The organism is Grimontia indica (assembly GCF_000333895.2).
Classification (GTDB): domain Bacteria; phylum Pseudomonadota; class Gammaproteobacteria; order Enterobacterales; family Vibrionaceae; genus Enterovibrio; species Enterovibrio indicus.
In genome coordinates this window covers 70326-96002 of the sequence record NZ_ANFM02000001.1, presented here as the reverse complement: position 1 = coordinate 96002, position 25677 = coordinate 70326, and the positions used below count along the sequence as shown (strand labels likewise).

Genomic DNA, 25677 nt, shown 5'->3' with positions numbered 1-25677 from the left:
AGAATCAAACAATTTTAGGAGGTAAATGTGTGTTTTGATTTTGGTGCAGCACAATTTTTAAGTTTTGAATTCTGGGATGCACGAGCCGATATATTCGTCATGATAATCGCTTTCTTCGCACTTGTATTTGCCATCATCCAGATATTGTCTTCACGCAATGAAGCGAGAAGAGCTACAGCATACGCTTCATATCAAAGTTACTTAAATCTATGTTTTGAGCACCCAGAGCTAGCCAGAGGTATTAAGATGGATATAACAAGCGACCCAGCCACTTATTCAAAGTACCGTTGGTTTATCGCTCAGATGCTCTTTTGTTTTGAACAAGTGTTAGATGCTGAACCTAATAGCGATACATGGAACGAAGCTATCAAATCGCAGCTTAAAAGACATGTATGGCATCTTGAAGTATCAAAATCAGTTGCTAGAAAAGAATGGAGTTCTCGGTTAAGAAAGCACTTACCAGAACCAAGAGAGCAAGCCACGGCGGAACTCATCTCAGACTAGTAACTAACGGTTGTGAGTTTATTCGAAGCATCACGGACAGGAAATTAAATGAGCCAGTTATAAAGACTCATGCATGATTTGGCAGTTTGGATTATATAGTGTCGATTACCTTCATTTTTTAACTCAATATCTACACAGTGCACTTTTTGACAAAAGTTCGTCGAAGGCTTTACTCAATTAGCCACTTTTGAATTACCTGTAGAATGGTTTAAAGCATTACATAATACCACGCGGAGATATGCTGAGTTCGGATAACTTCTAGTAGGGGCAAACGAATGCCCTAGATTTTGTAGTTCATGTGCTCTAAACAATTTTGGGGCATTAATGAGCTATCCAAACTCAAAGGGAGCCAAACGGCTCCCTTTCCTTTCACTGTCCAAAAGCTACCAGCAAAGCCTGCACCTTAGGGGTTCATCACTCAGTCAGTCAGTCAGTCAGTCAGTCAGTCAGCAATCACATTGCCAGTGAAAGTAACGCGAGGGGAATGACAATCACAGAGAAGTGCAAAATGTTGAACCACTTATCACGGTTCTGAACGCGCTTGAACCCAACCACCGCCAGTAGTGCATCTACCACAGGCATTTTGTATCGCGTGATTAATAAAACAATCTGCAACACAATGCCTGAGATAAAGATATATTTCGCTGCCACACCATAAGGCGTCGCCCACATCGCATTTAGGCTTTCAACTACACCCTGCTCTACCGCCATATCACTTTCTTCCCTGTTTGTTTGGTCGATTATCTATTGGGCATCCTGCCCTGCTGCGCCAGGCACAGCTCAATTTTGATTGTCAAAAAAGACTCATCAGACTATAGCGCGGATGTAAAGCAAGATGCGTTTCAGTTTTGTGGAAAAAGCGAAGATAGATAGAGGGTTAAAGCGCTCTGCGCTCGAAGCCATCATGATTTTAGGTAGTCGGCTTCTTCTCACTTTTGTCGATAACTTCGTTTCTTCTGGAAGGTCATTGAACAAGCTGGAAAGAAAGTCATCTCTGTCACCATTCCCGATAAAAGTAGACTTATCAGTCTGAACACGTATGATCTCGGGTAATGTTTAATAGAAACAAACTAAATGTTTGTTTATAAAAGATTTAATTATGGTCAGAGAAGCAACACTTACTCCATACAGTAGATGGGCCAAGCCTTTGGTGTCAGAAGTGGCCGAAGTGATCAACCTATTAAAAGACAACGGCTACGATTCCAATCAATTGGTTAGCGTAACAGGCATACAGCAAAAGAATATCAATGCGTGGACGGCGCGTTATAAGAACGAACCTGACAACGTTTCAACCATCCCTTACCCATGCTGGTGTTTCTTGTGCGCGCTCGCTGGCAAGCCGAATATCCAAAGTGACGGTGAAGTGATTGAGGTTAACGTAAGAAGAGTGCTTTCTTATTTTAAACCGACGGCTTTCAGGCCTAATGACAAGTTTGTGTGCCCCACCAGTGAGCAGTTCAGCAATTTGATTGATAACGACAATTACGAAGCGCTGACCACCGAAAAGCTGTCAGAGGTGTTTAATTGGAATGCCAATAACTTTGCGCGCGGCATTGATAACGGCTCATTGCCGTTCCTGAACTGGAGCCTGATCGTGATGAGCTTGGGCATCGATATTCAAAAGATGATCCTGAAAGAGCTGCAAGGCCCAGTGTCCCTAGACGAATGTGATTGAGCCTCGGCCAACAATTCAATCACCGCAAAAACAAAAAGGCGCTATCAAAATCTCGTTTGATAGCGCCTTTTTCTTTGGAGCATCATAAGCCCCGCAGTCACACTTGGCTTAACGTCAGGTTTCGCGCTTAGTCAATGTCGCAGTCAGTACAGCTTTGCAGCGCGACTTCATGCTCGAAAACAGCTTTATCACTTCCGTCAGCAAGAAGCTCTGCGATTTCATCCTGAACTTCTTGCTCATCTTCCGCTTTAACTTGATTCGCGAGTTCTTCTTCCGAGTAGCCAAAGAAGTTCAACAGCAAGTAATCACGCGCTTCCTGTTTCGTGCAAGTCACGTTCACTGAAAGATCAGGTTCTACCTTGCCTTGCGCAATAATCGCTGCGATTTGAGCGACAACATCGTCTTTCATCGCCAAAGTTAACCAACCAAGATCAGTACTTACTGTGGTGTTTTTGCAGTTAAAACAAGGCAGTTGGTGAAAGTAATATTGAAAATCAGTCATGGTCATTTTTCTTCCCGTGTTTTGTCGCGAGATTATGATCATTTTCTGGCAAAATACTAGCTGTATATACCCAAACGACCTGAAGATGCTCATATTCAGGTTGTTTGGGTACAACTCAATTAATAAGGCCAAAACCAATGTCTAATGTCGTTCAGTTTCCTCAGTTCGGTGGTAATAAGAAGGCTAAAAATTCCCAATCAGCCAATTCACCTAGTCCGAAAGAATTGAGGGAACAAGCGGCATTGAAACAAGAGAATCAATGCTACTTCTGCGGCACGCGTAAAGAACCCAAAGACTTGCACTGGCTTAACCAGGTTGGTTTTAAGCCGAAGACCCATGTTGTCTGTGGTACATGCAGCTCTGAAGCAAAATCACATTCAATGGATGAACTGCGGATCATCCTTGCGCTGAAGGCAATGGACTTCAGAACTATTAAAATGAAGCAGTACCTTGAGTTAAGGGAAAAAGGCGTGCGTATAGACGGTGTCAGTGAATACAAGTTCCACTTTGAAACACTTGAGTGATGATGACCATGAGCCAAAAGGGAGCCAACTGGCTCCCTTCCTATTCCAAATGACCAACCGACTCTAGCGCTGCAACACCCTTTCAATCTCATTCAGGCTGGATGGATCATCAATCGTTGAAGGCACCACATATTGTTCGCCATCGGCAATTTGGCGCATGGTTCTTCGCAGGATTTTACCGGAACGTGTTTTTGGCAATCTGTCGACAACCAAGGCCAGCTTGAAACAAGCCACTGCGCCGATTTCTTCCCGTACTTTGGCGACAAGCTCTCCAGCCAATTGGTCTGAAGCTATGTCGACGCCGTCTTTCAGCACCACAAAGCCGACGGGAAGCTGCCCTTTTAGCTCGTCGTGAATACCGATGACCGCACATTCAGCCACGGCGGGATGTGCACCGACAATCTCTTCCATTTCTCCGGTTGAGAGACGATGCCCGGCCACGTTTATCACGTCATCGATACGCCCCATGATAAAGAGATAGCCCTCTTCATCTAAGTAACCGCCATCACCAGATACATAGTAGCCAGGGAATTGGCTAAGGTAGCCCGTCTCGAAGCGATCGTGATTGCGCCATACCGTCGGCAAACAGCTCGGCGGCAACGGCCGTTTTAGTGCCACATAACCTTGCTGGTTGGCTTTAAGGCTGTTACCAAGTGCATCGAGTATTTCGACTTGATAGCCCGGTGTCGGCTTGGTCGATGAACCCGCTTTCACTGGCATCACTTCAATACCCATTGGGTCACAAGCAATTGCCCAGCCCGTCTCGGTTTGCCACCAATGGTCAATCACAGGTTTTCCGGTTTTTTCGACAACCCAATCGTAAGTCGGAGGGTCGAGCCTTTCACCTGCCATAAAGATGGATTTCAGCGAACTTAAATCGTACTCATTGACGTAGTTACCTTCTGGATCTTCTTTCTTGATGGCTCGAAAAGCCGTCGGTGCCGAGAAAAGCACATTTACCGCATAGTCTTGGCATACCCGCCAAAAGGCACCTGGATCTGGTGTTCGAACCGGCTTGCCTTCGAACAAAATAGTGGTGCAGCCATGGATAAGCGGCGCATATACAATATAGGAATGCCCAACTACCCAACCCACATCAGAAGCTGCCCAGAACACACCATCTTGCGGCATATCGTATACGGCTTTCATAGAATATTTCATCGCGACAGCATGCCCGCCGTTATCGCGCACTACCCCTTTGGGCTTGCCTGTGGTGCCAGAGGTATAAAGGATATAAAGCGGATCGGTGGCCAGCACAGGAACACAGTCATGGCGCTGCGCCGCTTCATAGGCTGCTTGCCAATCCACATCGCGTTCTTGGTCTAACGTTGCAGCACTTTCTGGACGTTGCAGCACCACCACTTTTTCAGGCTTCCAGCGGCTGTCCATGATGGCTTTGTCGACCAACGGTTTATAGGGAATCACTTTGCTGACTTCAATGCCGCAAGAGGCCGTCATCAGCACTTTTGGCTCTGCATCTTCAATTCGAACTGCCAGTTCGTTAGGTGCAAATCCACCAAAGACCACAGAGTGAATCGCGCCCAATCTTGCGCAGGCCAGCATCGCCATGGCGGCTTCCGGCACCATCGGCATGTAAATCACCACGCGGTCGCCTTTCTCAACGCCCATTCCAGCGAGCATACCCGCGATTTTTGCCACTTGGTCGCGCAGTTCCAAGTAGCTATAGGCTTGTCTTTTAGCAGTGACTGGGGAGTCGTAGATCAGCGCGGTTTTGTCGCCGCGCCCGTTTTCGCAATGGTAATCCAATGCCAGCCAGGCGGTGTTTATCACGCCATCCGGGAACCAACGCTCAATGCCATTTTCATCGTTGGCCAGAATGGTTTTCGGCTTTTCGAACCAGTCCAATTGTTCTGCTTGCTCACGCCAGAAGGCTTCTGGCTCGGTTTGCGCTTTCAAGTATTCCTGTTGATAGCCAGACATATTGATTCCTCCAAAATGTCTTTCTGAGCGCGTTAGCTTTCGCCGCGCTCGTTCGCTTCTAAAACGCTGGAAGGCACATGAACGCGTCCCTCCATCAAAATGCGGGCACTGCGGCTCATGATTGCCTTTTCAACCCACCAGCCTTCGGGCTTGAGATGTGCCTTCGCGCCGACTTTTAAAGTGCCGGAAGGATGACCAAAAACCACGTTTTCCCTTTCTCCACCGCCAGCCGCCAAGTTGACGATAGTGCCCGGCACACAGGCCGCTGCTGCAATGGCTACGGCTGCTGTTCCCATCATGGCGTGGTGCAATTTGCCCATCGACAAGGCGCGGACGAGCACATCGACATCAGCCTCTTCCACCTTTTTCCCGCTGGAACTCAGATAGCTTTTAGGCGGGGAAACGAAAGCAATCTTCGGTGTGTGCTGGCGGGTTTGGGCATCTTCCACGGTTTGGTTTAAACCCATTTGAATGGCGCCATAAGCGCGGATTTTTTCAAACCTCGCCAATGCTTCCGCATCATTGTTGATGGCGTCTTGAAGCTCTGTGCCTTCATAGCCAAGCTCTGACGCATCAAGGAAGATGGTCGGGATACCTGCATTGATAAATGAAGCGCGGAATGAGCCGATTTCCGGCACTTCCAACGTGTCGATAAGGTTGCCTGTCGGGAGCAGAGAACCCGGCGCACCCGCAGGGTGAAGAAACTCCACTGGCACTTCAGCGGCAGGAAAAGTCACGCCATCGAGTTCGAAATAGCCAGACTCTTCTACTTCCCCGTCGCGCATTGGCACGTCAACCACCAAGGTTTTACCGATATTGGCTTGCCAAATACGCACAGAGATAACGCCGTTGTCGACCATGCGCTCTTTGGCAATCAAACCTGCATGTACCGCGAATGGCCCGACCGCTGCTGAAAGGTTGCCGCAGTTGCCACTCCAATCGACGAAGGGTTTATCAATTGCAACCTGACCAAACAGGTAATCAACATCGTTGTCGTCGCGAGTGCTTTTAGACACAATCACGGTTTTGCTGGTGCTGGACGTCGCGCCGCCCATACCGTCAATCTGTTTGCTGTAGGGATCAGGGCTGCCAATCACCCGCATCAGAATCGCATCTCGCACTGCGCCAGGCGATTGCGCTTCAACAGGCAAATCTGTCAGCCTGAAGAAGACGCCTTTGCTGGTGCCACCTCGCATGTAGGTGGCAGGAATTTTCAAATTTTTACTCATGCTCACCACCTACTGCGCCAGGAAATCTTGCGCGAAGCGTTGAAGCACCCCACCCGCTTGATAGACCTTCACTTCATCTTCGGTATCAAGACGGCAGGTCACAACGACATCAAGCTTTTCACCATTGGCTCGGGTGATAACCAAAGCCAAATCCGCGCCGGGTTTGATCTCCCCCACCACGTCATAAAGCTCTGTACCATCAATCCCCAAGGTGTTGCGATTAACGCCTGCCTTGAACTGCAAAGGCAACACGCCCATGCCGACCAAATTGGTGCGGTGAATACGCTCGAAGCCTTCTGCTGCTATCGCTTCAACACCCGCCAAACGAACGCCTTTTGCCGCCCAGTCACGTGAAGATCCCTGTCCGTAATCTGCGCCAGCGATGATGATGAGCGGTTGTTTACGTTCCATGTAGGTTTCAATCGCTTCCCACATGCGGGTGACGTTACCTTCCGGCTCGACACGCGCCAGAGAACCTTGCACCACTTCGCTGTTTTCCTTCACCATTTCATTGAGCAGTTTCGGGTTGGCAAAAGTCGCACGTTGCGCAGTCAGGTGATCGCCTCGATGCGTCGCGTAAGAGTTGAAATCGACAGGTACCAAACCCATTTTCGCCAGATATTCGCCCGCTGCGCTGGATGGCAGAATTGCGTTTGATGGTGATAGGTGATCAGTGGTGATGTTGTCGCCCAGCACCGCTAGTGGTCGCATACCTTTCAAGGTGCGCTCACCTGCCAATGCGCCTTCCCAATATGGCGGTCTGCGAATGTAGGTACTCATTGGACGCCAGTCGTAAAGGGGCTCGCTAAGGCTTGCGCTCTCGTCTTGCTGGAACATTTCGATGTAAATACGTTGGAATTGCTCCGGTTTGACGGACTTGCCCACCACCTCGTCAATTTCTGCATCGGTCGGCCACAAATCGTTAAGGTAAACCGGCTTGCCGTTGGTATCAGTGCCTAACGCATCGCGTTCGATATCAAAGCGCATGGTGCCTGCAATGGCGTAAGCGACAACCAGCGGCGGCGAAGCCAAAAACGCTTGTTTGGCGTGCGGATGGATTCTGCCATCAAAGTTACGGTTACCGGAAAGCACCGCTGTCGCGTACAAGTCGCGCTCGATAATTTCCTGTTCGATAACTGGATCCAAGGCACCGCTCATGCCGTTACAGGTGGTACAGGCGTAAGCCACTATGCCGAAGCCCAACTGTTCCAATTCAGGCAACAGCCCTGCTTCTTCCAGATACAGCTTCGCCACTTTCGAACCTGGCGCGAAGGAGGTTTTCACCCAAGGCTTTCGAACCAAGCCAAGCTCATTCGCCTTTTTCGCCACCAAACCAGCGGCGACCACATTGCGCGGGTTACTGGTGTTGGTGCAGGAAGTAATAGCAGCGATGATGACCGCACCATCCGGCATGCTGCCTTCTGAGCCTGCTGGCGCCTGCGCAGACGCAATGCCGCGCGCGGCAAGTTCACTGGTAGGCAAACGGCGATGCGGGTTTGAAGGGCCTGCCATGTTACGTGTCACACTGGAAAGATCGAACTCAAGAACCCGCTCATAGCGAACGCTTTCCAAATCATCTGCCCATAAGCCAACGGTTTTGGCGTAGGTTTCTACCAAGGCGACTTGTTCAGGCTCGCGGCCTGTCAGCTTGAGGTAGTTGATAGTCTGTTCGTCGATGTAGAACATGGCAGCGGTTGCGCCGTATTCTGGCGTCATGTTAGAGATGGTCGCCCTATCACCAATGGTCAGTGCACGTGCGCCTTCGCCAAAGAATTCCAGATAGCTCGACACCACGCGTTCATTGCGCAGAAACTCAGTGAGTGCCAATACGATATCTGTGGCAGTAATGCCTTCCTGACGTTTGCCCACCAATTTCACGCCGACGATGTCTGGCAGGCGCATCATGGAGGGTCGACCAAGCATGACGGTTTCGGCTTCAAGGCCACCAACACCAATCGCTATCACGCCCAATGCATCAACATGTGGAGTGTGACTGTCTGTGCCGACACAGGTATCGGGGAAGGCGACGCCCTGTTGGTTCTGGATAACCGGCGACATCTTTTCCAAATTGATTTGGTGCATGATGCCGTTGCCTGCAGGGATCACGCTGACGTTTTTAAAGGCGGTTTTACACCACTCAATAAAATGGAAGCGATCTTCATTGCGACGCTCTTCGATTGCTCGGTTCTTTTCAAACGCATCGGGTTCGAAGCCAGCATGTTCGACGGCCAATGAATGATCGACAATCAGTTGGGTTTCCACTACGGGATTGACCCGTGAAGGGTCGCCACCTTGGTCTGCAATGGCATCGCGAAGACCTGCCAAATCCACTAATGCGGTTTGCCCAAGAATGTCGTGACACACCACGCGCGCTGGATACCAAGGGAAATCAAGTTCCTTTTTCCCTTCGACAATCTGGGTCAGGCTGGCTCTTAAATCCGCCGGATTGCAGCGACGCACCAGTTGTTCTGCCAATACACGCGAGGTGTAAGGCAAAGTGTCATAAGCGTTCGGCTTGATGTCATTAACGGCTGCGCGAACGTCAAAATAGTCGAGTCCGGTTTGCGCGAGCGGCCTTCGGTATTGGGTATTGTTTTGCGTCATCGTCTGTTCCCTATTTCCGCCTATTAGCGCTGCTCAATCGGTAGCCAATCTCGGGATTCTGGCCCGGTGTAATCAGCGCTTGGACGGATAATGCGGTTGTTTTCGCGCTGCTCAAATACGTGTGCCGCCCAGCCGGTTAAACGGCTCATTACAAAAATCGGTGTGAACAATTTGGTGGGAATATCCATAAAGTGATAGGCAGAGGCGTGGAAGAAATCCGCATTGCAGAACAAGCCTTTCTCGCGCTTCATGACAGCTTCAACACGTTCTGATACGGCATAAAGGTGAGTGTCACCGACGGCTTCAGAAAGTTCTTCCGACCAACGTTTGATGAGCGCATTACGCGGGTCACTTTCACGGTAAATCGCGTGACCAAAGCCCATGATTTTGTCTTTGTTTTCCAGCATGCGCAGGATGTTCTGCTCAGCTTCATCAGGTGTTTGCCAGTTTTCAATCATCTCCATGGCCGCCTCGTTTGCCCCGCCATGCAAAGGACCACGCAAGGTGCCGATGGCCGCCGTAATACAGGAGTGCAGGTCGGACAGCGTTGACGCACACACACGCGCCGCAAAGGTGGAGGCATTGAACTCGTGCTCTGCGTAGAGGATCAGCGAACAATGCATCACTTGCTTGTGCAGGTTGCTCGGCGCTTTGTCCGTCAACATTTTCAGGAAGTAACCGCCGGTGCAATCTTCACTGGTGTCTTCCGTATCAATGCGCACACCGTCGTGGCTGAAGCGATACCAGTAACAAATGATGGCGGGGAACAGTGCCAGCATGCGCTCGGTGGCGTTCAACTGTTCAGAGAAATCCTGCTCTTGCTCTAGATTACCCAGAACCGAACAGCCAGTGCGCATCACATCCATGGGGTGCGCTGAAGCGGGAATGAGCTCCAAAGCCTGTTTCAGCTCTGTCGGCAAACCGCGCAGACTCACCAGACGCGTTTTGTAATCGTCGAGTTCTTTTTGATTGGGCAGATGACCACGCAATAACAGATGCGCGACTTCTTCAAACTGCGCGTTGTTCGCCAGGTCGGTAATGTCATAGCCACGGTAAGTTAGCCCTGTGCCTGATTTTCCAACAGTACACAGCGCTGTTGTACCTGCACTTTGACCACGTAGCCCTGCTCCACTTAGCTCTTTGTTTGGCATGTTGAACTCCTTTTCAGTTCGCGGTTGCCCTCTGTCGGGGCGTTATTGACGAACGGTTTCACGTATTGGATTTAGTTTTTGTATTCAAGCGTGAGTCTCAGCAAGCGCTTGTTAACGGGTATTCGTTCTTGCCTTCACGATTTGTCTTGTGCGAACAGATCGTCCAGTTTGTTTTCGTAGTCGTGATAGTTGAGGTAGTCGTAGAGCTCGGCACGGGTTTGCATTGAATCAACCAACGCCTCTTGGTTGCCCTCTTCGAGAAGGTGGCGATAGACGTTTTCCGCCGCTTTGTTCATTGCCCTGAACGCACTCAGCGGGTAAAGCACCATGTCGACGTCCACTGCGGCCAGTTCTTCACAGGCATAAAGCGGGGTTTGACCGAACTCTGTGATGTTGGCGAGGATGGGCACAGGTTTGCCAATCGCACTGCGAAGCGCGCTTGAGAATTGCTGGTATTGTTCCAGCTTGTTCATCGCTTCCGGGAAAATCATGTCAGCACCCGCTTCAATGCAGGCAATCGCACGTTCAATCGCACTGTCCATGCCTTCCACGGCCAGCGCATCGGTGCGCGCCATGATCACAAACTGGTCATCGGTTCGGGCATCGACGGCGGCTTTTACGCGGTCGACCATTTCCTGCTGGCTAACAATCGCTTTGTTCGGACGATGACCACAGCGTTTTTGTGCAACCTGATCTTCCATGTGCACTGCTGCAGCGCCTGCTTTTTCCATCGCTTTAATCGTGCGGGCAATATTGAATGCGCCGCCGAATCCGGTATCAATGTCCACCAGCAAGGGCAAATCACAGGCATTGGTGATGCGCTCAACATCGACCAACACATCATTCAGCGTGGTAATGCCAAGATCAGGCAGACCGTAACTTGCGTTGGCGATACCACCGCCAGAAAGGTAAATGGCTTGGTGGCCAAGACGTTGTGCCATCATGGCACAGTAAGGATTGATGGTGCCGACAATTTGCAGCGGGTTGTTTTTCTCAACAGCTTGTCGGAATTTCGCTCCTTGAGAGAGTGTCATAGTCAGGTCCTTCTAATCTTTTAGGATTTGTTGTTCGATTGCCTTACGGCTGCCCGCGATATGGCGACGCATTGCCAGCTCAGCTAACTCCTCGTCACGGTTACGGATCGCGTGCAAAATAAACTTGTGCTCTTCTAACGCATGGTTGGGTCTGGATTGAGTCTTGGGTGATTGGTAGCGGTACATGCGAAGCAGGTGATACAGCTCTCCACAGAGTAAGTTGATGAGCTTTTCATTGCGGCTGGCGAGTATCACGCGGTAGTGAAAATCGAAGTCACCGTATTGGTGAAAATAGGACGCGCCTTCGACTTCATCAATATGTTTGGAGTGCTTGGTCAGCAAGTCTTCAATGCCTTGAAGCTCATCTTGCTTGATGTTTCTGGCTGCCAGTCGCGCCGCCATGCCTTCCAAGGCTTCACGCACTGCATACAATTCAACGAGCTTTGCTGGCGTTAAAGTAATGACACGCGCACCCACATGGGGAATACGCTCAATCAACCCCAGCCCTTCCAGGCGCATAATGGCTTCGCGCAGCGGCCCACGGCTGCATTCATAACGGCGGGCGAGTTCTGGTTCAGAGATTTTGCTTCCCGACGCGATTTCGCCGGAGACGATGGCCTCGACCAGCAAGGCTGTCAGATTTTCCGACTTGGTGTTTTCTTTCGATGTGGGACTCACGCTTTCCAGCGTCTCGCTTAATGCGTTGTTTTCGCTCATTGTGTTCCTTGTCCAATGGCTGTGTTGACGGTGTTTGTCGTTGTTTCCTCCAACGCTTTCACAAGCATTTCCCGAGGAAATTGAGATATCGACACACCCTCAACATTGTCTACAATTTAATCTTATGGACATACTTTAGACACTGAAAAGGGATTAGATCAAGAGGATTGTCGACAATTAAGACCAAGGTATAAGGTCATCAATAAAGAAGTTAAGGAAGCGTTAAGAAGTGATAGATTTGTGGGACAGGCAAATGAGAGACACAGTCTTGATAGCATGGCTATTGAGTATTCACGCATAAATAGCGTAGATTTTAAGTAACCCCTTCGCAGTCGAGATGAAGAAGAAAAATGGCTAACATCATGGAGCAATTAGCGTTTTCCCTTTCTCTCGTTGCACCGATCTTTTTCATTATTTCCCTTGGCTATATCTTCAAAAGACTAAAGTGGACCAACGCCAACTTTAACGATGTTGCTTCACGGCTGGTGTTCAATGTCGCCCTGCCAGCAATGCTGTTTTTAAGTATTGCCACGGCTGACCATAACTTCTCGCAAGCCACAGAATTTCTGGCTTTTTCCGTGGTCATGACGGTGATTTTTTTCCTGTTTTGTATCGCGTCCACCAAACTGGCTTTCAAGGGAAACCCAGATCACGGCGTGCTTATACAAGGGAGCTTTCGTGCCAACACTGCCATCATAGGCATCGCTTACGTTGAAAATGCCTATGGCAGTCAAGGGCTGGCACTCGCGGCAATTTATGTGGCGGTGATTACCGTCGTATATAACATTCAAGCGGTGATCTGCTTGTCGCCGCGCTCGGCGGGTTCCAAACTGCAATCGACCAAAACCATATTTATCAATCTGGCCAAGAATCCGCTGATTATCGCGATTGCACTTGGCGTTGTTGTTTCACTGCTGAATATCACTCTCCCACCCGTGATTGTCGACACGGGCAACTACCTTTCCCGAATCGCACTTCCACTCGCGCTCTTGTGTACGGGCGGCAGCTTGGATTTCCGGATGATGAGAGACGAGAAAAAGCCAACCTGGTTTGCAGCATCTAACAAGCTCATGGTTGCGCCTTTCGCCTTTACCCTGATTGGTTACCTGTATGGATTCAGAGGCTTAGAACTAGGGATTCTGTTCTTCATGAACGCAGCACCTGTGGCAGCAGCAAGCTATGCCATGACACAAGCCGCCGGAGCCAATACCACGTTAAGCGCCAATATCATCGGGCTCACTACCCTGTTTTCTAGCGTGACGGTTTGCGTGGGGTCATTGGTGTTGAAAGTGTTGGGGTTGATATAGCGCTAAACCATCCTGCGACTCATAGCTTTTTCGGAAAGTTAATACCGCAAAACGAAGAAAGACGCTTCTAACAGCGGCTTTCTATTTCGCATTGTACAGTGACTTACAAAGCACCCCGAAAATCAAACAGCTCATAATGGGTGTTGTTCTTCGGCATGCCGAGTTGCTCTAGCCCTTCCTGCATTGTCTTTCTGACTTCAGGGTTGCCGCAGAAATAGAGCGAAACATCACCGATATCGCCATTGATATCCTCGGCAATTTTTTCTGGCGTTAGTCGCCCTTGCACTGAATAGACAATGTTCAGATTGACCGTTGGCAAGCCTTCGACTAATTCACCGAGCTCCTTCGCAAAAATTGCAGCTTCTTCGTTTTTCACCAGATAATAAAGCGTGACTGAAGGATGCTGTTTGCTTTGGCTGTTGAGCGATTGTAACCAAGCGATAAACGGGGTGATGCCGATGCCTGAACCAATCCAGATTTGCTCTTTCGCTTTCATATCCAAGCGGAAGCGCCCGTATGGCATATCCAGTCGAATCATCTGGCCGTTTTCCAAATGCTCATAAAGCGTTTTGGTGTAATCACCCAATGCTGCAATCGAGAAGCTTGGCTTACCATCGTGATCGCTGCTTGCGATAGTGTAAGGGTGCGGTTCGCTTTTGATGTTGTCGTTATGGAGGACTGAGACAAAGGCGAACTGCCCGGCTTCCCACTTCGGCTTGCCCTGCAAAGGCTTGGTATCAAAACTGACGATACCATTTTGCTTTTTCACGTTTTCAACTTTTCCGATGTAGTGCTTACTGGTGTCTTTGCCAAAGGCATAGTAATACCAAGCCCAAACACCAATAACTGCTGTCAGATTCATGGCGATTCCCGCTGGCGAGAACAACTGGAAAGGCCTGACGGCAAAAAGATAGTGGAAGACGGAAATGAAGAAAACCAACCCCATCAAGCGATGGCTCCACTTCCATAAGTGGTAAGGCAGCATGCGCATAAAGCTGATCACTACCAAGACCAGAAGCAGCCAAGTTGCCCATTCTCCGGTGTCGGAGCCAATCTCAATCAAACTGGTTTCTTCACGAGCGACTTCAGACTGCGGCACTAACCACCAATGCATGAAGATAGAAAATACCGACCAAATGCCCGCCCATCGGTGCGCTTTGTAAACCCTATCCAAACCGCCAAAGATAGATTCCAGAATTTCCATGCGCGTCGAAAGCAGAAAAGCCAATGCCATTCCCACCAAGGCATTGGCAGCAAAAAAGGCTGCAATCCAGCGTTGAAGCGTTAATTCTTCCGGCAGCAAACTACCTATGCCGATGAAGCTAAGTATTACTGCGCCGGCAACTAAGATGTTTTTCCGGTTATCCAGTGCGAATTTCAATTTCAAAAGACTTGCCTGTCGTGTGTATAAAATTGGTTTGAATTAGAAAGGCTTCCTCTTTTGAAATATAGTGCTTCGAATGTCGAATTGTTGTGAAATCTAACTATCGAAACACTGTTTTTAATCCTCTTTATAGGGTCTGTTGGTCTTTGGTGATGATTTTTGCAGCAGTTTGTGGGGATTTTATACAAGGCAGAGGCTTCGATGTGTAGCTGGCCTACATGAGAAGCCGATAACGCAGGAGAAAGTCCCCACAAACGCTGCCCAGAGGGTTCTGCCCTAAGCGTTTTATGCTTTGTTGAGGTGTATTTGCTTAGAATGACTAGGCGGCATACACCTCGCCGCGCCTAAAACGCTTATGGCTAGAACAAAATTTAACCACCAAAGGCCAACAGATCCTAGGCTAGTCCGCGCGAATAGGTCGTTTCAACGAAAAGCGTCTGAGTAATCCCCATCCAATCCAAAAGAAGACTGAGAGTGCAATCGCGGTGAGAATGGCCGGTTTTGGGTTTTCCAGACTGCTGATGGACCCTGCATAAGCAGCAATAAAGGTATACGGCACGTTGACCGTGCACCAAGCCAGTACGAAAGTTGTGAATTTCATTCGGCTGATACCTGACATACATGCTGTGACTTCTGGCAGAATCGGCATGGCGCGGGAAAGCAAAATCATTAACACACCATGCTGACGGAAGTGACCACGTAACTCAGCGCGCTGTTTCTCATCTTTCACGACGACATTGACCAACTTATCTCCAAACTTTGCACTCAAGACATACCCGGCAATTCCCGCCAGCAAAGTACCTATGAAGGCTGCCAAGGCGCCAACATACGCCCCTGCGAAATAGCCGCCGAGAATCATGATGGAAAGCGTGGGTACCGCGATGAACAAATCCAAAAACAGCAGTGAAACGACAATAGTGGCAACAGTCAGTGCACTCAGTGACTGTGCTTGCTCAAACCAAGTTTGAATCTGCTCTACCGTTAGCCAGCCCATCGCATTCACCGCAATAAAGGTCGATGCAAAAAACAGTGCCATGATGCCCATGAGTTTAAAAAGTGATGACATAAATCCTCCTTACGGATAACGGATAGTAATTTCGTGGGGAGAGGTGATACTTGAAGCTTCAAGCTGCGCACTGGAAAAACTTGGCGCTTTGAACGTGATTCGCGCACCGTTGGAGAAACCCAAGCCTTCTTTGGGCCAGACACCTGTCCAGTTCTTGGTGACTCTCCCATCCTCGTCTTCGTCGTGTAGAACCTTGACAGCAAACTGCGTTGGCACATTTTCGAAGGTGACGTTCCGCTCTGCTTTGTCAGCGGTGTAACTCACGATCCTTAGCGCTTTGTCGTGCTTCTTTGGAAAACCGTCTTCAGCAAATAACATCACCAACACATTTCCTGGCCTTGTTGTGTCTATCCCCTTCACAACGATGTCTACGCTGTTTTCTGTCGCCGTTGCACTCATTGAAATCACTCCCCAAATAAATCCCAGCCAACTCTGTTTTGTGACCATTTATGACGCCTTCAGTAGTTTGCGTGCTGCAAAAGGTGCCAAGGCATTCAGCACTCGTAAAAATCGGGTCGCACCAATGTCAAAGTCGTCCTCGCCTTTTTCGATACCAGCGATAATTTCAGCGGCGGCCACATCTGGTGAGATTTTGTTCTTGCCTCTGCCTTTAGTCATTGCGGTATCTACCAGAGGCAAAAAAGCCTGTTGTACGCCAACAACAGAGCCTTCCAGTTGATAGCGCAAACTCTGGGAGAAGATGTTGAGTGCGCCTTTCGTTGCGCAATAAACCGCAGAAGATGCCTTTGGCACTAATCCGAGTGCAGAATTAATGTTGATGACGCGAGACGATTCCGATGCCAAAAGCGCAGGCAATAAGCCATGAATTAGCGCGCAAACAGAGGTGAAGTTGGTATCGACTTCCTTTTTCACCGTATAGAATGTGAACGCCTCATCAGTGAATTTCGGCATAAACTGGGCCGCAGCGTTATTGATGAGCAAATCTATTTCGGGTTTCGCGGAGGCAATAGATTGGGCGATGAGATGAACCTTATCCACATCCGCCAAATCAACCTGAAAAGTGATGATGGAAGGCCATTGTTTCTTTAATGTGCTGAGTTTCTCTGCATCCCGCCCAAGCACTATCAGTTGGTTGTCGCCGACGAGTTGTTCAACTAACTGGCGGCCAATGCCGGACGTCCCACCAGTCAGCACAATGGTTTTATTGAGTAGTTTCATCCTGACTCCCTTTTTCGACAGTTCGGGAGTCAGCTTATCGGGAAGGGGCAGCTAACACTTTAACAAGAGTTAAAACCACCAAATTTCTTCTTTTTTACTGGCGCTGATAAGCGTTTTGGAGGCCGAGTTTAGCGCGGATGCGGGAGAGTGAGACTTCCGTGATGCCAAGGTAGGACGCGATATGGTAGTTGGGCAAGGATTGCGATAAATCAGGGCAGGTTTCGACAAACTGAATATAGAGCTCGGTCGGCGACAGCATCAGTAGATCAGCTTCCCTCGCCTCTTTTTTTAAGGCCAATGCCGTCACCATCTGTAGGAAGGCATCTTTCCACCCCGGTGATGACCCACTTAAACTTCTTAACGCCTTCGCAGGCAATTCGAAGCACACTGAATCGGTTAATACTTCACAGCCAAAGCGCGCTGGCAGCCCTCTTGCGAAAGACGATAAACACGCAGACACCTCGCCCTGTTGGAGAAAAGACTTGTTACGTCGGTTGCCGTCTGGCGTGAGATAGAAATTGCACAAGGTACCCGCACAAACAAACCCTACTTTGTCGACAACATCTCCGGCGCTGAACAGGACATCACCCTTGCTGTAGAGCTTGAGTTTTCCCTGATCGATAAAAGACTGCCATTCGTCATCGCTCAGAGCAAAATGCTGTCTGAAACCCACTTCAAACTGTGCCAGTATCTGCTTTTCTTCCATCCACCTTTCCGTTCTTCATCGGTTGACCATCGGCTAATTCATTACGTGTTACAGCGAGTTACAGATCTTACTTATCCCAATAAGGTGTGCCTTCAAATCGGGCGACCAGGAAATCAATCAAGGTTCTAACTCGGCGTGATAAATGCCGTGTTTGCGGGTAAATCGCATAGGCGTTGAGTTCACCAAAGGCATAGCCGGGCAGCACCACTTCTAGACGCCCTTCCCTGATGGCCTGATGGACAACAAATGTTGGCAGATGGGCAATACCCATCCCTTTTTCTGCCGCAGATAGCAGAAATTCCCCGCTGCTCCCCTTCAATGCGGGCTTAATCTTCACTTTTTGCAGCTTACCTTCCGGTGTGTTTAGCCGCCAATGACTGACATCTTTGCTCAGGCTGTAGACCAGCGCTTGATGATGACTTAGACCGGAAAGGGATTCAGGAGAGCCATGTGTTTGTAGGTATTCTGGGCTGGCACAAAGCACATGTCGAACTGTAGCAATTTTTCTGGCGAGCAACGTAGAGTCAGGCAGGTCAGCAATGCGAATAGCGAGATCGTAGCCTTCCTGAATCAAATCAACCTGTCGGTCATTGAAGTCCAGTTCAAACTCAATTTGTGGGTGCTCTTGAAGAAAGTCGTTAATGGCTGGGCCGATATGTAGCACGCCGAATGTTGAGGGAACAGCAACCTTTAATGGTCCTTTCAGTACGCAATGCGCCTGAGAAGTCATTTCCTCCGCTTCACGCAAGTCTTCCAGAATACGAAGGCAATGCTTGTAATATTCCGTGCCTGTTTCCGTGGCATGCATGGTGCGTGTTGTGCGGTGGAACAGTTGAACATTCAGGTGTTCTTCCAGCTCTTTTAAACGTCGGCTGACTGCGGATTTGGCAATGTTCATGCGGTCTGCTGCACCGCTAATGCTGCCAATCTCAACCACCCGCACAAAGGTTTCCATATTGGTGAACTTGTCCATCGCCTCTCCAATTGTTCTCTTTGGGAGAACACTGAATTACTTAAAATGCTGTTTTTTCTTTATTCAAGAATTTCTAGAGTGAACACAAATGGACGACAAGTAAAGGAAAGCAAGATGAAAATAACCAAAACAACAGTGGCAGTACTTGCTGCGACTTCACTCTTAAGTCTCTCAACGCAAGCTAATGAGCCAGTATGGGATGCCAACAAGGTTCAGCTCGTCGCTGAAAAGCTCGATGATGGGGTTTACGCCTATTACCCAACTGATGCCAAAGAGCTGGAAAAGAAAGGCCTACCTGTTGCCACCAGCGGCGGTTTTATTGTGGGTGACGAAGGTGTGCTTGTGATTGACACTACCCTCAACGAACGTCTGAACAAACAGCTACAGGGAATGATTGCCGTTGAGACAAAGAAACCCATCATTTATGCGGTTAACACCAGCTTCCATGGGGACCACTCCTACGGAAACATGTACCTGCCGGAAGAAACAAAAATCATCCAACATGAGGTGACTCAAAACTATATCGACAATCATTTTGAGGCAGATACACAGTGGATGATGCAAAGCTTCGGTAAAGGACGCGGCATCGAGGAAATCAAACCGACTGACGCCGATATTCTTGTAGGGAAAGATGGGAAAATAACCATCGACCTCGGTGGCAAAAATGTTGAGATCATGGATTTTGGATTCGCACAGACTGGTGGTGATTTGTTTGTGTGGGAACCGGAATCAAAAACCATGTACACGGGTAACCCAATCGTTACTGTGAAACCTTCACTGCCTTGGCTTTTGGATGGTCACCTGCTGGAAACCCTGAGTTCACTTCAGAAAGTGAAAGACTTTCTTCCTGAAGATGCGACGGTAGTGCCGGGCCACGGTTCACCGATGACACCGGAAGATATTCAATGGCACATTGATTATCTAGAAGCGATTAAAACCCAAGTACAGCAAGCGATTGATGATGGGTTGTCTCTTGGCGAGACGGTGAAGAAAGTGCAGTTGCCAGAGTTTACCGGTTACGCACTTCGTGATTGGGTTCACCCTGGTTTGAACGTACCCGCAGCTTACCGCGATTTGTCTAAGCAGCAATAACCTCCAGCTCCCGTTCTAACGACAAACAGCCACCTTTAGGGTGGCTGTTTTGTTCAGTTCTTTCCTAAACCATTGCGGTGCGACTCGAAGAATCAGTGCCAGTCTGCCTTGTCTGAATCATCAAGGGGTATCCTTTCACCAGACGGTATATGGAGAAAGGAAAGGATAATGAGGGGAAAACTCATAGCGATGGTATTGGGTACCTTGGTAGCCACTGGTTGCGTCAACAGGGATGAAATTTATGCCAACCCGCCTCAGGAGTTGATTGACGGTGTCGAGCAACTGATGCCTGCAGCAGCCAAGTTCACCCACGAAGCCGAGGCAGAAGCACTGGAGAAAGGTATTCCATTAACGCCTCAAGAGGCACTTATCGCGGAAAAGATGGGTGTAAAACATCCCGAAAAGGTTCGGGTGTATTATGTAGATAAACTGCCTGCACCAACCGACCCGGAGTTACTCGACATCGCCAAACGCGTGGGTTACACCAATCCTAATATGGCAGGGTACACCTTTGGCTACGGCATTTGGATTCAAAACCGCTACAAATCCCAACGTGATCTACTTCCTCACGAATTAGTGCACGTGATGCAATCAGAGAGAGCAGGACTCACCGCCCAAACCCGCGAGTACCTGATGCAGATGTTTGTATATGGCTACTACAACGCGCCGATGGAAGTCGAAGCGCGAAAACTCACCTCTCACTATAACTAATCACGACAAAGGGCGCCGTTAAGCGCCCTTTCTCCAAATACTTCCTGAAAACCCACAATCATCTTCGATTCATCATCAGCAAGTTACCGCCAGAGACACCAAGTACAACTGCACATCCGCGGTTAAACCATCGCGCCATTTTAGGCTTACTAAACCATTGGCGAAGATAAATACCGAAGAGCGCATACATAGAAATCGCGACCACTTCCAGCACCAAGAATGTCAAACCCAGAATAAAGAACTGCTGATTGATGGGTGCAGACGGGTCAACAAACTGCGGCAGAAACGCAGTAAAAATAAGGATGGCCTTTGGGTTTCCAGCAGCGAGTGCGAACTCTTGTTGAAGCAATGCTTTCACCTTTTTATCTGCTTCTACATCACTTACCGGGCTCGACGTTGACCGCCAAAGTTGGAAAGCGATCCAGAACAGATACATAGCGCCAACTAGCTTTATCGCCAGAAAGACCTTTTCTGATGCATAGAGGATGACCGCCAATCCAGAGGCAGTTAATGCAATCATTACCGCAAAGGCGGCAATTCGGCCAAAGCTGGCCACCAGCGCAGGTTGAAAGCCATAACAACGGGCATTGTTCATCGCGAGCAAGTTGTTTGGTCCCGGCGTCATGTTTAGAGCAAAACAGGCAGGGATAAATAACAGAAAGGTGATCAGTTCCATAAGCGTATCGTACGTCCTTTTGGTGACGTTTTACCCTATCGGGAAGCACACTGCACCGTCAACCAATCATAGAAATGATTGGCCACAGGATGATCATCACAGGCGGCGCTTCGATAAAGATAGTATCCACCACTTTCCACCTGATTCACTGAATCGTCAGGCCAAGGCACCAGCTCACCACGATCCAAGTAATCCTGCAGCAGGGAAACCCGCCCAACCATCGCTCCCTGCCCGTCCAAGACTGATTGCAACAACAAAGCATACAAACTGGAGCGACGCGTTCGCGCTTGGATACTGCTGAACTTGTCTTGCCAGAATCGCCAGTCGTCATGCCAGTGCATGTCTTGGTAAAAGACGGGGTCATCCTTACCTATATAACTGGGGGCACTAACAGGTAACAGAGTCTCGCTCCAAAGCTTTTTCCAGCGGCGGCCAGGGTCATGAAGGAAATAGCCCAGCGCAAGATCGGTTTCTTCCGGCTGACCGGAAATGGTAGACACAGCGGTGATCTCCAATTCATGTTCCGGGAAATCATGCTGATAACTTCCCAAACGCTTTTGCAACCAGAACTGAGCAATCGCATGCTGTGTCGCCAAGCGAACTGGCCTTAGCTTTCCATGCCGAATCCGTTCAACATTTTCCTCGAAACCTTTGAGCGCTTGTTTAACCAGCACTAAAAATTCTTTACCTTTGGGAGTGAGTGAAACCCCTTTCCCGTGCCTTGCGAACAAAGAAACGGCCAAATGGCTTTCGAGTTTTTTGACCTGATACGCCACTGCAGATGCAGTCAGGAAGAGCTCTTCTCCCGCTCTCGCAAAGCTTTCATGTTCGGCAGCAGCTTCAAACGCTACCAGCGCATCTAAAGGAGGAAGTTGAGGATAACGAACAGAACGCATGCGTTAAGCCCAAAATTATTTTTGCCTTATACAAAAAATAATCCATTTGAGCGAAATGGTCTTCCGCGTTGAGATAGATACATCACGAAACGGAGAAGGAACGGCAAAAATGGCATTTCATAAGAAGCCTTGGGTAGCAGAAAGCATCAATGATTACGCGCAAGAAACCATAGGCAATATCGGCACCTTAAACGAATCAGGTGTCATTGCGGCAATTTATGCGCTTTCCGATGAGAACCGAAACATCCACGAAAGAGAGTGCATCAACCTCAACCCGGCCACGAATATCATGAACCCAAAAGCGGAAGCGCTGTTGGCAACAGGTATTGGTACTCGCCCTTCTCTCGGCTATCCCGGCGACAAGTATGAAATGGGACTGGAAGCCATCGAGAAAATCGAGATCATCGCTGCGCAGTTGGCGTGTGATGTTTTCGATGCCAAATTTGCTGAAATCCGCGTCGCCTCTGGCGCAATGGCAAACCTTTACGCCTTTATGGCGACCGCACAACCGGGCGACACCATTCTCGTTCCGCCCGCTTCTATCGGTGGTCATGTTACTCACCACAATGCAGGTGCAGCGGGATTGTATGGGCTCAATATTGTCGAAATGAAAGCGGACGCCGAGCACTACACCGTCGACTTAGATGCGCTGAGAGAGCAAGCACACGCCCTCAAACCCAAATTGATCACCATTGGCGGAAGCCTGAACCTCTTGCCCCACCCTGTTTCAGACATACGAGCCATTGCCGATGAAGTGGGTGCCAAAGTGCTGTTCGATGCAGCGCACCAATGCGGGATCATTGCTGGTAAAAGCTGGCCAAACCCTCTGAATCAAGGCGCTCACCTGATCACTATGAGCACCTACAAAAGCTTGGGTGGGCCTCCAGGTGGGCTGATCGTGTCGAACGATACCGAACTGATGGAACGTATTGATGCCATCGCCTTCCCGGGTTTAACCGCGAACTTTGATGCTGCTAAATCTGCCGCACTCGCTGTGTCGCTGCTGGATTGGAAGACGTTCGGCGCGGATTATTCCAATGCCATGATTGAAGCCAATCAAGCACTGGCTCGTGCATGTCAGGCTGAAGGACTGCCAGTTTTTCAAGTCACTGGCCCTGATGGTCAAACTCCCTCCGAATCTCACCAGTTCGCCATTCAAGCAGCACCTTTCGGTGGCGGGCAAACCATGGCGAAGAAGCTGCGCCAAGCGAATATCCTTACATGCGGAATTGGTCTGCCAATTGAAGCGGTAGAGGGCGACATGAACGGCCTCCGCTTTGGTACACCAGAGATTGTCCGGGCTGGTTTCACTGCGGAGCACATGTCTAAAGTGGCTAAGCATATAGCCGATTCATTGTTAGGCAGAAAACCTGATGAGGAAATTGCTAAAGCGGTCTCCGCACTTCGCCGAGAGTTTACGACGATGCGTTATGTTCACAGTTAATATTTGCCAATGCGTCGGGTGAAGCGAATTCTCTCGACGCATTTCCCTTTTGGGGCAGGTTTAAGGCCTATTCAAAAACGGGGCGGAAAAAACTGCGTTCATAACTCACGATACAGGCAGTCTCTTCTGCGAATTTGAAAGCCGCTTTGCAGGCTTCATCATCAAACGATTTGATGCGATAGGCTTCGTATTCCGCAAGGCTTGGAAACGTGAACAACGCCAGCGCGATATTATTCGCCCCCTCAGAAGGCAGAAAATATCCGTTGTGCTGACCGCCAAACTTGTTCACCAAAGGAATCCACATCTTGGCATATTGCTCGAACTCTGCCGTTTTCGTCGGGTCGATGACATACCTCAGATAACACGTAACCATTTCACTCTCCCTGTTTATCAAGTTGGCTTGTTGCTGGCATTAGCGGTTTTCAGGCGCAATATGTTTGTACTGCTCACCAAAGTCTTTGAGTTCTTCAATGGTGTAAGGCGTATGCACCCGCTTAGTTGAAGGCAGTTGGTGATGAATACTCAACCCTTCACGCCGCGCTGTTTTTGGACGGATAGGCCTAGGCATAAATCCACCGCCACAGTTTGGACAAACGTTAGAAAGGATGTCTTCCACACAAGTGACACAGAAAGTGCACTCGTAAGTGCAGATCATTGCCTCGGTTGATTCAGGCGGCAGGTCTTTATCGCAGCATTCGCAGTTAGGTCTGATTTCCAGCATAGGCAAATTCCTTTTTTGAAAGTGGCCACATCAATGCAATCACTTACACAGATACTACCTACTGGGGCCTCCTAATCCACGGAAAGAAACATCAATTTTTCTGCAGGGTATTGATAAGAAGAATAAAAACTGCAACCCATGTCATTCACCCGGCGAATTATAGAGCCGCTTATCACTCCTTCAGTTACATTGCTTACCGTACCCGCAAAAACACCTCTATCTCATTGAATCAATGAAATGAGTTCCATATAGATGTCACAGCACAGTTTTTAATCATTTGAATGAGAGAAGTGAAATGACAACTGCACCGCCCAACCCAGCAGAACGGATACTCAGTCTCGATGTCATCCGCGGCATAGCGATTCTTGGCATTTTGTTTATGAACATTTTCGCCCAACAAGCTTTACCGGCTTTAGCGCTGCATGCTCCAGATTGGCAAGGAACGGCGACTGATATGGACATGGCGGTGTATACCTTCCAAGCCATATTCCTTGATGGGCGCTTTATGAGCCTGTTCAGTCTGCTATTCGGGGTTGGCTTGGTCATTCAAACGGAGAGTTGGCAGCGAAAACAGCAATCAGCGGGTAAGTGGATTTCGCGACGACTGTTCTGGCTTGCTGTGATTGGTTTACTTCATGCAGCTCTCATATGGCCGGGCGATGTCCTGTTTATCTATGCCATCACAGGTCTTGTTCTCTTCCGCGCCGCTAACTGGCAAGCCCGCACCCAGCTCATATTGGGTGTTTTCTTCGTTTCATTAGCCGTATTGCTCTTTTTAGCGCTTTCTGCAGCTATTGCATTTGCGCCACCGGAAGAAGCCCCGCCTCCGATTATGGGCACCTACCTTCCCGTTTCTCCAAGCAAAGCTGCCGAACTCATTCAAGCTGCCACTGGCAATTACTTTTTCGAACAGATCCCTTTGCGTTTAGAAATGTATCACCGCGTTTATATATCTGGCTTACCCGTGCTTATGTTCCATGTCGGCGGTCTGATGTTGATTGGTATGGGGCTTTATAAAACAGGTTTCTTCAATTCATCAAAACGTTTAATTATCTGGTGTGTAGTCGGCGCTTTAACCGCTTTTGCATCGGTATTTTTAGTGAACTTCAGAAACGAAATTGGCTTCAACGAAGAGCTAGGCCTGGCGTTGCAGTTGCTCAATATGTCCATGTCTCCGCTCCTTTCGCTGTGCTATGCAAAACTGCTGATTTGGTTGGTGGAAAAACGGTCGGTCATTGTGCAACCTTTCGCAGCCTGTGGGCGCATGGCATTTACGCTATATCTTTCGCAATCATTCATTGCCGTGGCGATTTTCCAATGGCTGCTTCCAGATCTTTACGGCACGCTAAACCGTGCACCATTGATTAGCATCGTCTTGCTAATGAGTGTGGTCCAAGTGCTGTTTGCAAACTACTGGCTGAAACATCACCGAATGGGTCCACTTGAGAAGGTTTGGAGACGATTGGCGCTGGGTAAGAAAATGACCAGTCAGTTGAAACAAGCCAAGGTGTAATTTAAACGGCTAATTCGGATACCGCCGTCAAAGAGATCTTTGCCGGCGGTTGTTTATTGAGGCAAAACTCTAGAGTCAACTGGGCTCCATCAACGCAGAAGGATAATAAACCCCATATAACCACGCCA

General features: G+C 49.0%; 26 protein-coding genes. 8 read left to right on the top strand and 18 right to left on the bottom strand.

The genetic code is table 11. The annotated features are described in order from the left end of the window. Positions 1 to 27 precede the first annotated feature (27 nt). Positions 28 to 504, top strand: a complete 477-nt coding sequence (locus tag D515_RS00435; protein WP_038126998.1) for a hypothetical protein — start codon at positions 28 to 30, stop codon at positions 502 to 504. 453 nt (positions 505 to 957) lie between these two features. Here the strand turns inward: D515_RS00435 and D515_RS00430 are convergent, their stop codons facing one another. Then, positions 958 to 1215, bottom strand: a complete 258-nt coding sequence (locus D515_RS00430; RefSeq protein WP_002535099.1) for a hypothetical protein — start codon at positions 1213 to 1215, stop codon at positions 958 to 960. 388 nt (positions 1216 to 1603) lie between these two features. Between D515_RS00430 and D515_RS00425 the strand changes: the two genes are divergently transcribed. Further along, positions 1604 to 2179: a hypothetical protein gene (locus D515_RS00425; RefSeq protein WP_039849374.1), complete on the top strand. Its 576-nt coding sequence runs from the start codon at positions 1604 to 1606 to the stop codon at positions 2177 to 2179. 127 nt (positions 2180 to 2306) lie between these two features. On the opposite strand, the gene D515_RS00420 is transcribed toward D515_RS00425, so the two are convergent. Further along, positions 2307 to 2681 carry a hypothetical protein gene (locus D515_RS00420; protein WP_039849394.1) on the bottom strand — a complete coding sequence of 125 codons (375 nt, stop codon included), beginning with the start codon at positions 2679 to 2681 and terminating at the stop codon, positions 2307 to 2309. A 137-nt stretch (positions 2682 to 2818) separates the two neighbouring features. On the opposite strand from D515_RS00420, the gene D515_RS00415 reads away from it, so the two are divergent. Further along, the gene (locus D515_RS00415; protein WP_039849372.1) at positions 2819 to 3205 is read left to right on the top strand and encodes a hypothetical protein; all 387 of its coding nucleotides are present in this window, start codon (positions 2819 to 2821) and stop codon (positions 3203 to 3205) included. Between the two features lie 63 nt (positions 3206 to 3268). Here D515_RS00415 and D515_RS00410 read toward each other — a convergent pair whose 3' ends face one another. The 6 genes from D515_RS00410 to D515_RS00385 all read right to left on the bottom strand — a co-directional run bounded on the left by D515_RS00410 (position 3269) and on the right by D515_RS00385 (position 11881). Next, the gene (locus tag D515_RS00410) at positions 3269 to 5146 is read right to left on the bottom strand and encodes a propionyl-CoA synthetase (protein WP_002535091.1); all 1878 of its coding nucleotides are present in this window, start codon (positions 5144 to 5146) and stop codon (positions 3269 to 3271) included. Positions 5147 to 5178: 32 nt separating this feature from the next. Beyond that, complete coding sequence (gene prpF / locus D515_RS00405) at positions 5179 to 6375, bottom strand: 2-methylaconitate cis-trans isomerase PrpF (RefSeq protein ID WP_002535089.1); 1197 nt, start codon at positions 6373 to 6375, stop codon at positions 5179 to 5181. A gap of 9 nt (positions 6376 to 6384) precedes the next feature. Beyond that, positions 6385 to 8979 (bottom strand): Fe/S-dependent 2-methylisocitrate dehydratase AcnD, encoded by a 2595-nt coding sequence (acnD, locus tag D515_RS00400; RefSeq protein ID WP_002535088.1) that lies wholly within the window; start codon positions 8977 to 8979, stop codon positions 6385 to 6387. A 23-nt stretch (positions 8980 to 9002) separates the two neighbouring features. Continuing rightward, the gene (gene prpC, locus D515_RS00395; RefSeq protein ID WP_002535087.1) at positions 9003 to 10130 is read right to left on the bottom strand and encodes a bifunctional 2-methylcitrate synthase/citrate synthase; all 1128 of its coding nucleotides are present in this window, start codon (positions 10128 to 10130) and stop codon (positions 9003 to 9005) included. Between the two features lie 134 nt (positions 10131 to 10264). Further along, a complete protein-coding gene (gene prpB / locus D515_RS00390) occupies positions 10265 to 11164 on the bottom strand; it encodes a methylisocitrate lyase (RefSeq protein ID WP_002535085.1) in 900 nt (299 codons plus the stop codon). Between the two features lie 12 nt (positions 11165 to 11176). Next, complete coding sequence (locus D515_RS00385; protein WP_002535084.1) at positions 11177 to 11881, bottom strand: GntR family transcriptional regulator; 705 nt, start codon at positions 11879 to 11881, stop codon at positions 11177 to 11179. Positions 11882 to 12231: 350 nt separating this feature from the next. Here D515_RS00385 and D515_RS00380 point away from each other — a divergent pair, with 350 nt between their 5' ends. Next, positions 12232 to 13188 (top strand): AEC family transporter, encoded by a 957-nt coding sequence (locus D515_RS00380; protein ID WP_002535083.1) that lies wholly within the window; start codon positions 12232 to 12234, stop codon positions 13186 to 13188. 103 nt (positions 13189 to 13291) lie between these two features. Here D515_RS00380 and D515_RS00375 read toward each other — a convergent pair whose 3' ends face one another. The 6 genes from D515_RS00375 to D515_RS00350 form a co-directional block, all read right to left on the bottom strand. Beyond that, positions 13292 to 14575: a ferredoxin reductase family protein gene (locus tag D515_RS00375; RefSeq protein WP_002535082.1), complete on the bottom strand. Its 1284-nt coding sequence runs from the start codon at positions 14573 to 14575 to the stop codon at positions 13292 to 13294. Between the two features lie 397 nt (positions 14576 to 14972). After that, complete coding sequence (locus tag D515_RS00370) at positions 14973 to 15638, bottom strand: TVP38/TMEM64 family protein (protein ID WP_002535081.1); 666 nt, start codon at positions 15636 to 15638, stop codon at positions 14973 to 14975. Between the two features lie 9 nt (positions 15639 to 15647). Further along, positions 15648 to 16085 (bottom strand): DUF2141 domain-containing protein, encoded by a 438-nt coding sequence (locus tag D515_RS00365; RefSeq protein WP_039849370.1) that lies wholly within the window; start codon positions 16083 to 16085, stop codon positions 15648 to 15650. Further along, a complete protein-coding gene (locus tag D515_RS00360) occupies positions 16086 to 16817 on the bottom strand; it encodes an SDR family oxidoreductase (RefSeq protein WP_002535079.1) in 732 nt (243 codons plus the stop codon). Between the two features lie 94 nt (positions 16818 to 16911). Then, the gene (locus D515_RS00355) at positions 16912 to 17523 is read right to left on the bottom strand and encodes a Crp/Fnr family transcriptional regulator (protein ID WP_002535078.1); all 612 of its coding nucleotides are present in this window, start codon (positions 17521 to 17523) and stop codon (positions 16912 to 16914) included. Between the two features lie 67 nt (positions 17524 to 17590). Beyond that, a complete protein-coding gene (locus D515_RS00350) occupies positions 17591 to 18496 on the bottom strand; it encodes a LysR family transcriptional regulator (protein ID WP_002535077.1) in 906 nt (301 codons plus the stop codon). 114 nt (positions 18497 to 18610) lie between these two features. On the opposite strand from D515_RS00350, the gene D515_RS00345 reads away from it, so the two are divergent. Both D515_RS00345 and D515_RS00340 read left to right on the top strand, forming a co-directional pair. Beyond that, positions 18611 to 19588, top strand: a complete 978-nt coding sequence (locus D515_RS00345; protein WP_002535076.1) for an MBL fold metallo-hydrolase — start codon at positions 18611 to 18613, stop codon at positions 19586 to 19588. Between the two features lie 168 nt (positions 19589 to 19756). Next, positions 19757 to 20299 carry a hypothetical protein gene (locus D515_RS00340; RefSeq protein ID WP_039849368.1) on the top strand — a complete coding sequence of 181 codons (543 nt, stop codon included), beginning with the start codon at positions 19757 to 19759 and terminating at the stop codon, positions 20297 to 20299. Positions 20300 to 20357: 58 nt separating this feature from the next. On the opposite strand, the gene D515_RS00335 is transcribed toward D515_RS00340, so the two are convergent. Further along, entirely contained in the window at positions 20358 to 20975 is a 618-nt protein-coding gene (locus D515_RS00335; protein WP_002535074.1) for a LysE family translocator, read from the bottom strand. Positions 20976 to 21010: 35 nt separating this feature from the next. Continuing rightward, on the bottom strand, positions 21011 to 21871 hold the full coding sequence (locus D515_RS00330) for a LysR family transcriptional regulator (protein ID WP_002535073.1): 861 nt from the start codon (positions 21869 to 21871) through the stop codon (positions 21011 to 21013). Positions 21872 to 21980: 109 nt separating this feature from the next. Between D515_RS00330 and D515_RS00325 the strand changes: the two genes are divergently transcribed. Beyond that, positions 21981 to 23315 (top strand): serine hydroxymethyltransferase, encoded by a 1335-nt coding sequence (locus D515_RS00325; protein ID WP_002535072.1) that lies wholly within the window; start codon positions 21981 to 21983, stop codon positions 23313 to 23315. Between the two features lie 67 nt (positions 23316 to 23382). Here D515_RS00325 and D515_RS00320 read toward each other — a convergent pair whose 3' ends face one another. Together D515_RS00320 and D515_RS00315 are read right to left on the bottom strand one after the other, a co-directional pair. Next, complete coding sequence (locus D515_RS00320) at positions 23383 to 23688, bottom strand: NIPSNAP family protein (RefSeq protein WP_002535071.1); 306 nt, start codon at positions 23686 to 23688, stop codon at positions 23383 to 23385. A gap of 39 nt (positions 23689 to 23727) precedes the next feature. Continuing rightward, positions 23728 to 24036 carry a DUF1272 domain-containing protein gene (locus tag D515_RS00315; protein WP_002535070.1) on the bottom strand — a complete coding sequence of 103 codons (309 nt, stop codon included), beginning with the start codon at positions 24034 to 24036 and terminating at the stop codon, positions 23728 to 23730. 295 nt (positions 24037 to 24331) lie between these two features. Here D515_RS00315 and D515_RS00310 point away from each other — a divergent pair, with 295 nt between their 5' ends. Continuing rightward, on the top strand, positions 24332 to 25549 hold the full coding sequence (locus D515_RS00310) for a DUF418 domain-containing protein (RefSeq protein WP_002535069.1): 1218 nt from the start codon (positions 24332 to 24334) through the stop codon (positions 25547 to 25549). Positions 25550 to 25677 lie beyond the last annotated feature (128 nt).

Excerpts from the sequence above, each read along its gene's own strand:
- D515_RS00430 (WP_002535099.1), bottom strand. The coding sequence starts at position 1,215 with ATGGCGGTAGAGCAGGGTGTAGTTGAAAGCCTAAATGCGATGTGGGCG.
- D515_RS00425 (WP_039849374.1), top strand. The coding sequence starts at position 1,604 with ATGGTCAGAGAAGCAACACTTACTCCATACAGTAGATGGGCCAAGCCT.
- D515_RS00420 (WP_039849394.1), bottom strand. The coding sequence starts at position 2,681 with ATGACTGATTTTCAATATTACTTTCACCAACTGCCTTGTTTTAACTGC.
- D515_RS00415 (WP_039849372.1), top strand. The coding sequence starts at position 2,819 with ATGTCTAATGTCGTTCAGTTTCCTCAGTTCGGTGGTAATAAGAAGGCT.
- D515_RS00410 (WP_002535091.1), bottom strand. The coding sequence starts at position 5,146 with ATGTCTGGCTATCAACAGGAATACTTGAAAGCGCAAACCGAGCCAGAA.
- prpF (WP_002535089.1), bottom strand. The coding sequence starts at position 6,375 with ATGAGTAAAAATTTGAAAATTCCTGCCACCTACATGCGAGGTGGCACC.
- acnD (WP_002535088.1), bottom strand. The coding sequence starts at position 8,979 with ATGACGCAAAACAATACCCAATACCGAAGGCCGCTCGCGCAAACCGGA.
- prpC (WP_002535087.1), bottom strand. The coding sequence starts at position 10,130 with ATGCCAAACAAAGAGCTAAGTGGAGCAGGGCTACGTGGTCAAAGTGCA.
- prpB (WP_002535085.1), bottom strand. The coding sequence starts at position 11,164 with ATGACACTCTCTCAAGGAGCGAAATTCCGACAAGCTGTTGAGAAAAAC.
- D515_RS00385 (WP_002535084.1), bottom strand. The coding sequence starts at position 11,881 with ATGAGCGAAAACAACGCATTAAGCGAGACGCTGGAAAGCGTGAGTCCC.
- D515_RS00380 (WP_002535083.1), top strand. The coding sequence starts at position 12,232 with ATGGCTAACATCATGGAGCAATTAGCGTTTTCCCTTTCTCTCGTTGCA.
- D515_RS00370 (WP_002535081.1), bottom strand. The coding sequence starts at position 15,638 with ATGTCATCACTTTTTAAACTCATGGGCATCATGGCACTGTTTTTTGCA.
- D515_RS00365 (WP_039849370.1), bottom strand. The coding sequence starts at position 16,085 with ATGGTCACAAAACAGAGTTGGCTGGGATTTATTTGGGGAGTGATTTCA.
- D515_RS00360 (WP_002535079.1), bottom strand. The coding sequence starts at position 16,817 with ATGAAACTACTCAATAAAACCATTGTGCTGACTGGTGGGACGTCCGGC.
- D515_RS00355 (WP_002535078.1), bottom strand. The coding sequence starts at position 17,523 with ATGGAAGAAAAGCAGATACTGGCACAGTTTGAAGTGGGTTTCAGACAG.
- D515_RS00350 (WP_002535077.1), bottom strand. The coding sequence starts at position 18,496 with ATGGACAAGTTCACCAATATGGAAACCTTTGTGCGGGTGGTTGAGATT.
- D515_RS00345 (WP_002535076.1), top strand. The coding sequence starts at position 18,611 with ATGAAAATAACCAAAACAACAGTGGCAGTACTTGCTGCGACTTCACTC.
- D515_RS00340 (WP_039849368.1), top strand. The coding sequence starts at position 19,757 with ATGAGGGGAAAACTCATAGCGATGGTATTGGGTACCTTGGTAGCCACT.
- D515_RS00335 (WP_002535074.1), bottom strand. The coding sequence starts at position 20,975 with ATGGAACTGATCACCTTTCTGTTATTTATCCCTGCCTGTTTTGCTCTA.
- D515_RS00330 (WP_002535073.1), bottom strand. The coding sequence starts at position 21,871 with ATGCGTTCTGTTCGTTATCCTCAACTTCCTCCTTTAGATGCGCTGGTA.
- D515_RS00325 (WP_002535072.1), top strand. The coding sequence starts at position 21,981 with ATGGCATTTCATAAGAAGCCTTGGGTAGCAGAAAGCATCAATGATTAC.
- D515_RS00320 (WP_002535071.1), bottom strand. The coding sequence starts at position 23,688 with ATGGTTACGTGTTATCTGAGGTATGTCATCGACCCGACGAAAACGGCA.
- D515_RS00315 (WP_002535070.1), bottom strand. The coding sequence starts at position 24,036 with ATGCTGGAAATCAGACCTAACTGCGAATGCTGCGATAAAGACCTGCCG.
- D515_RS00310 (WP_002535069.1), top strand. The coding sequence starts at position 24,332 with ATGACAACTGCACCGCCCAACCCAGCAGAACGGATACTCAGTCTCGAT.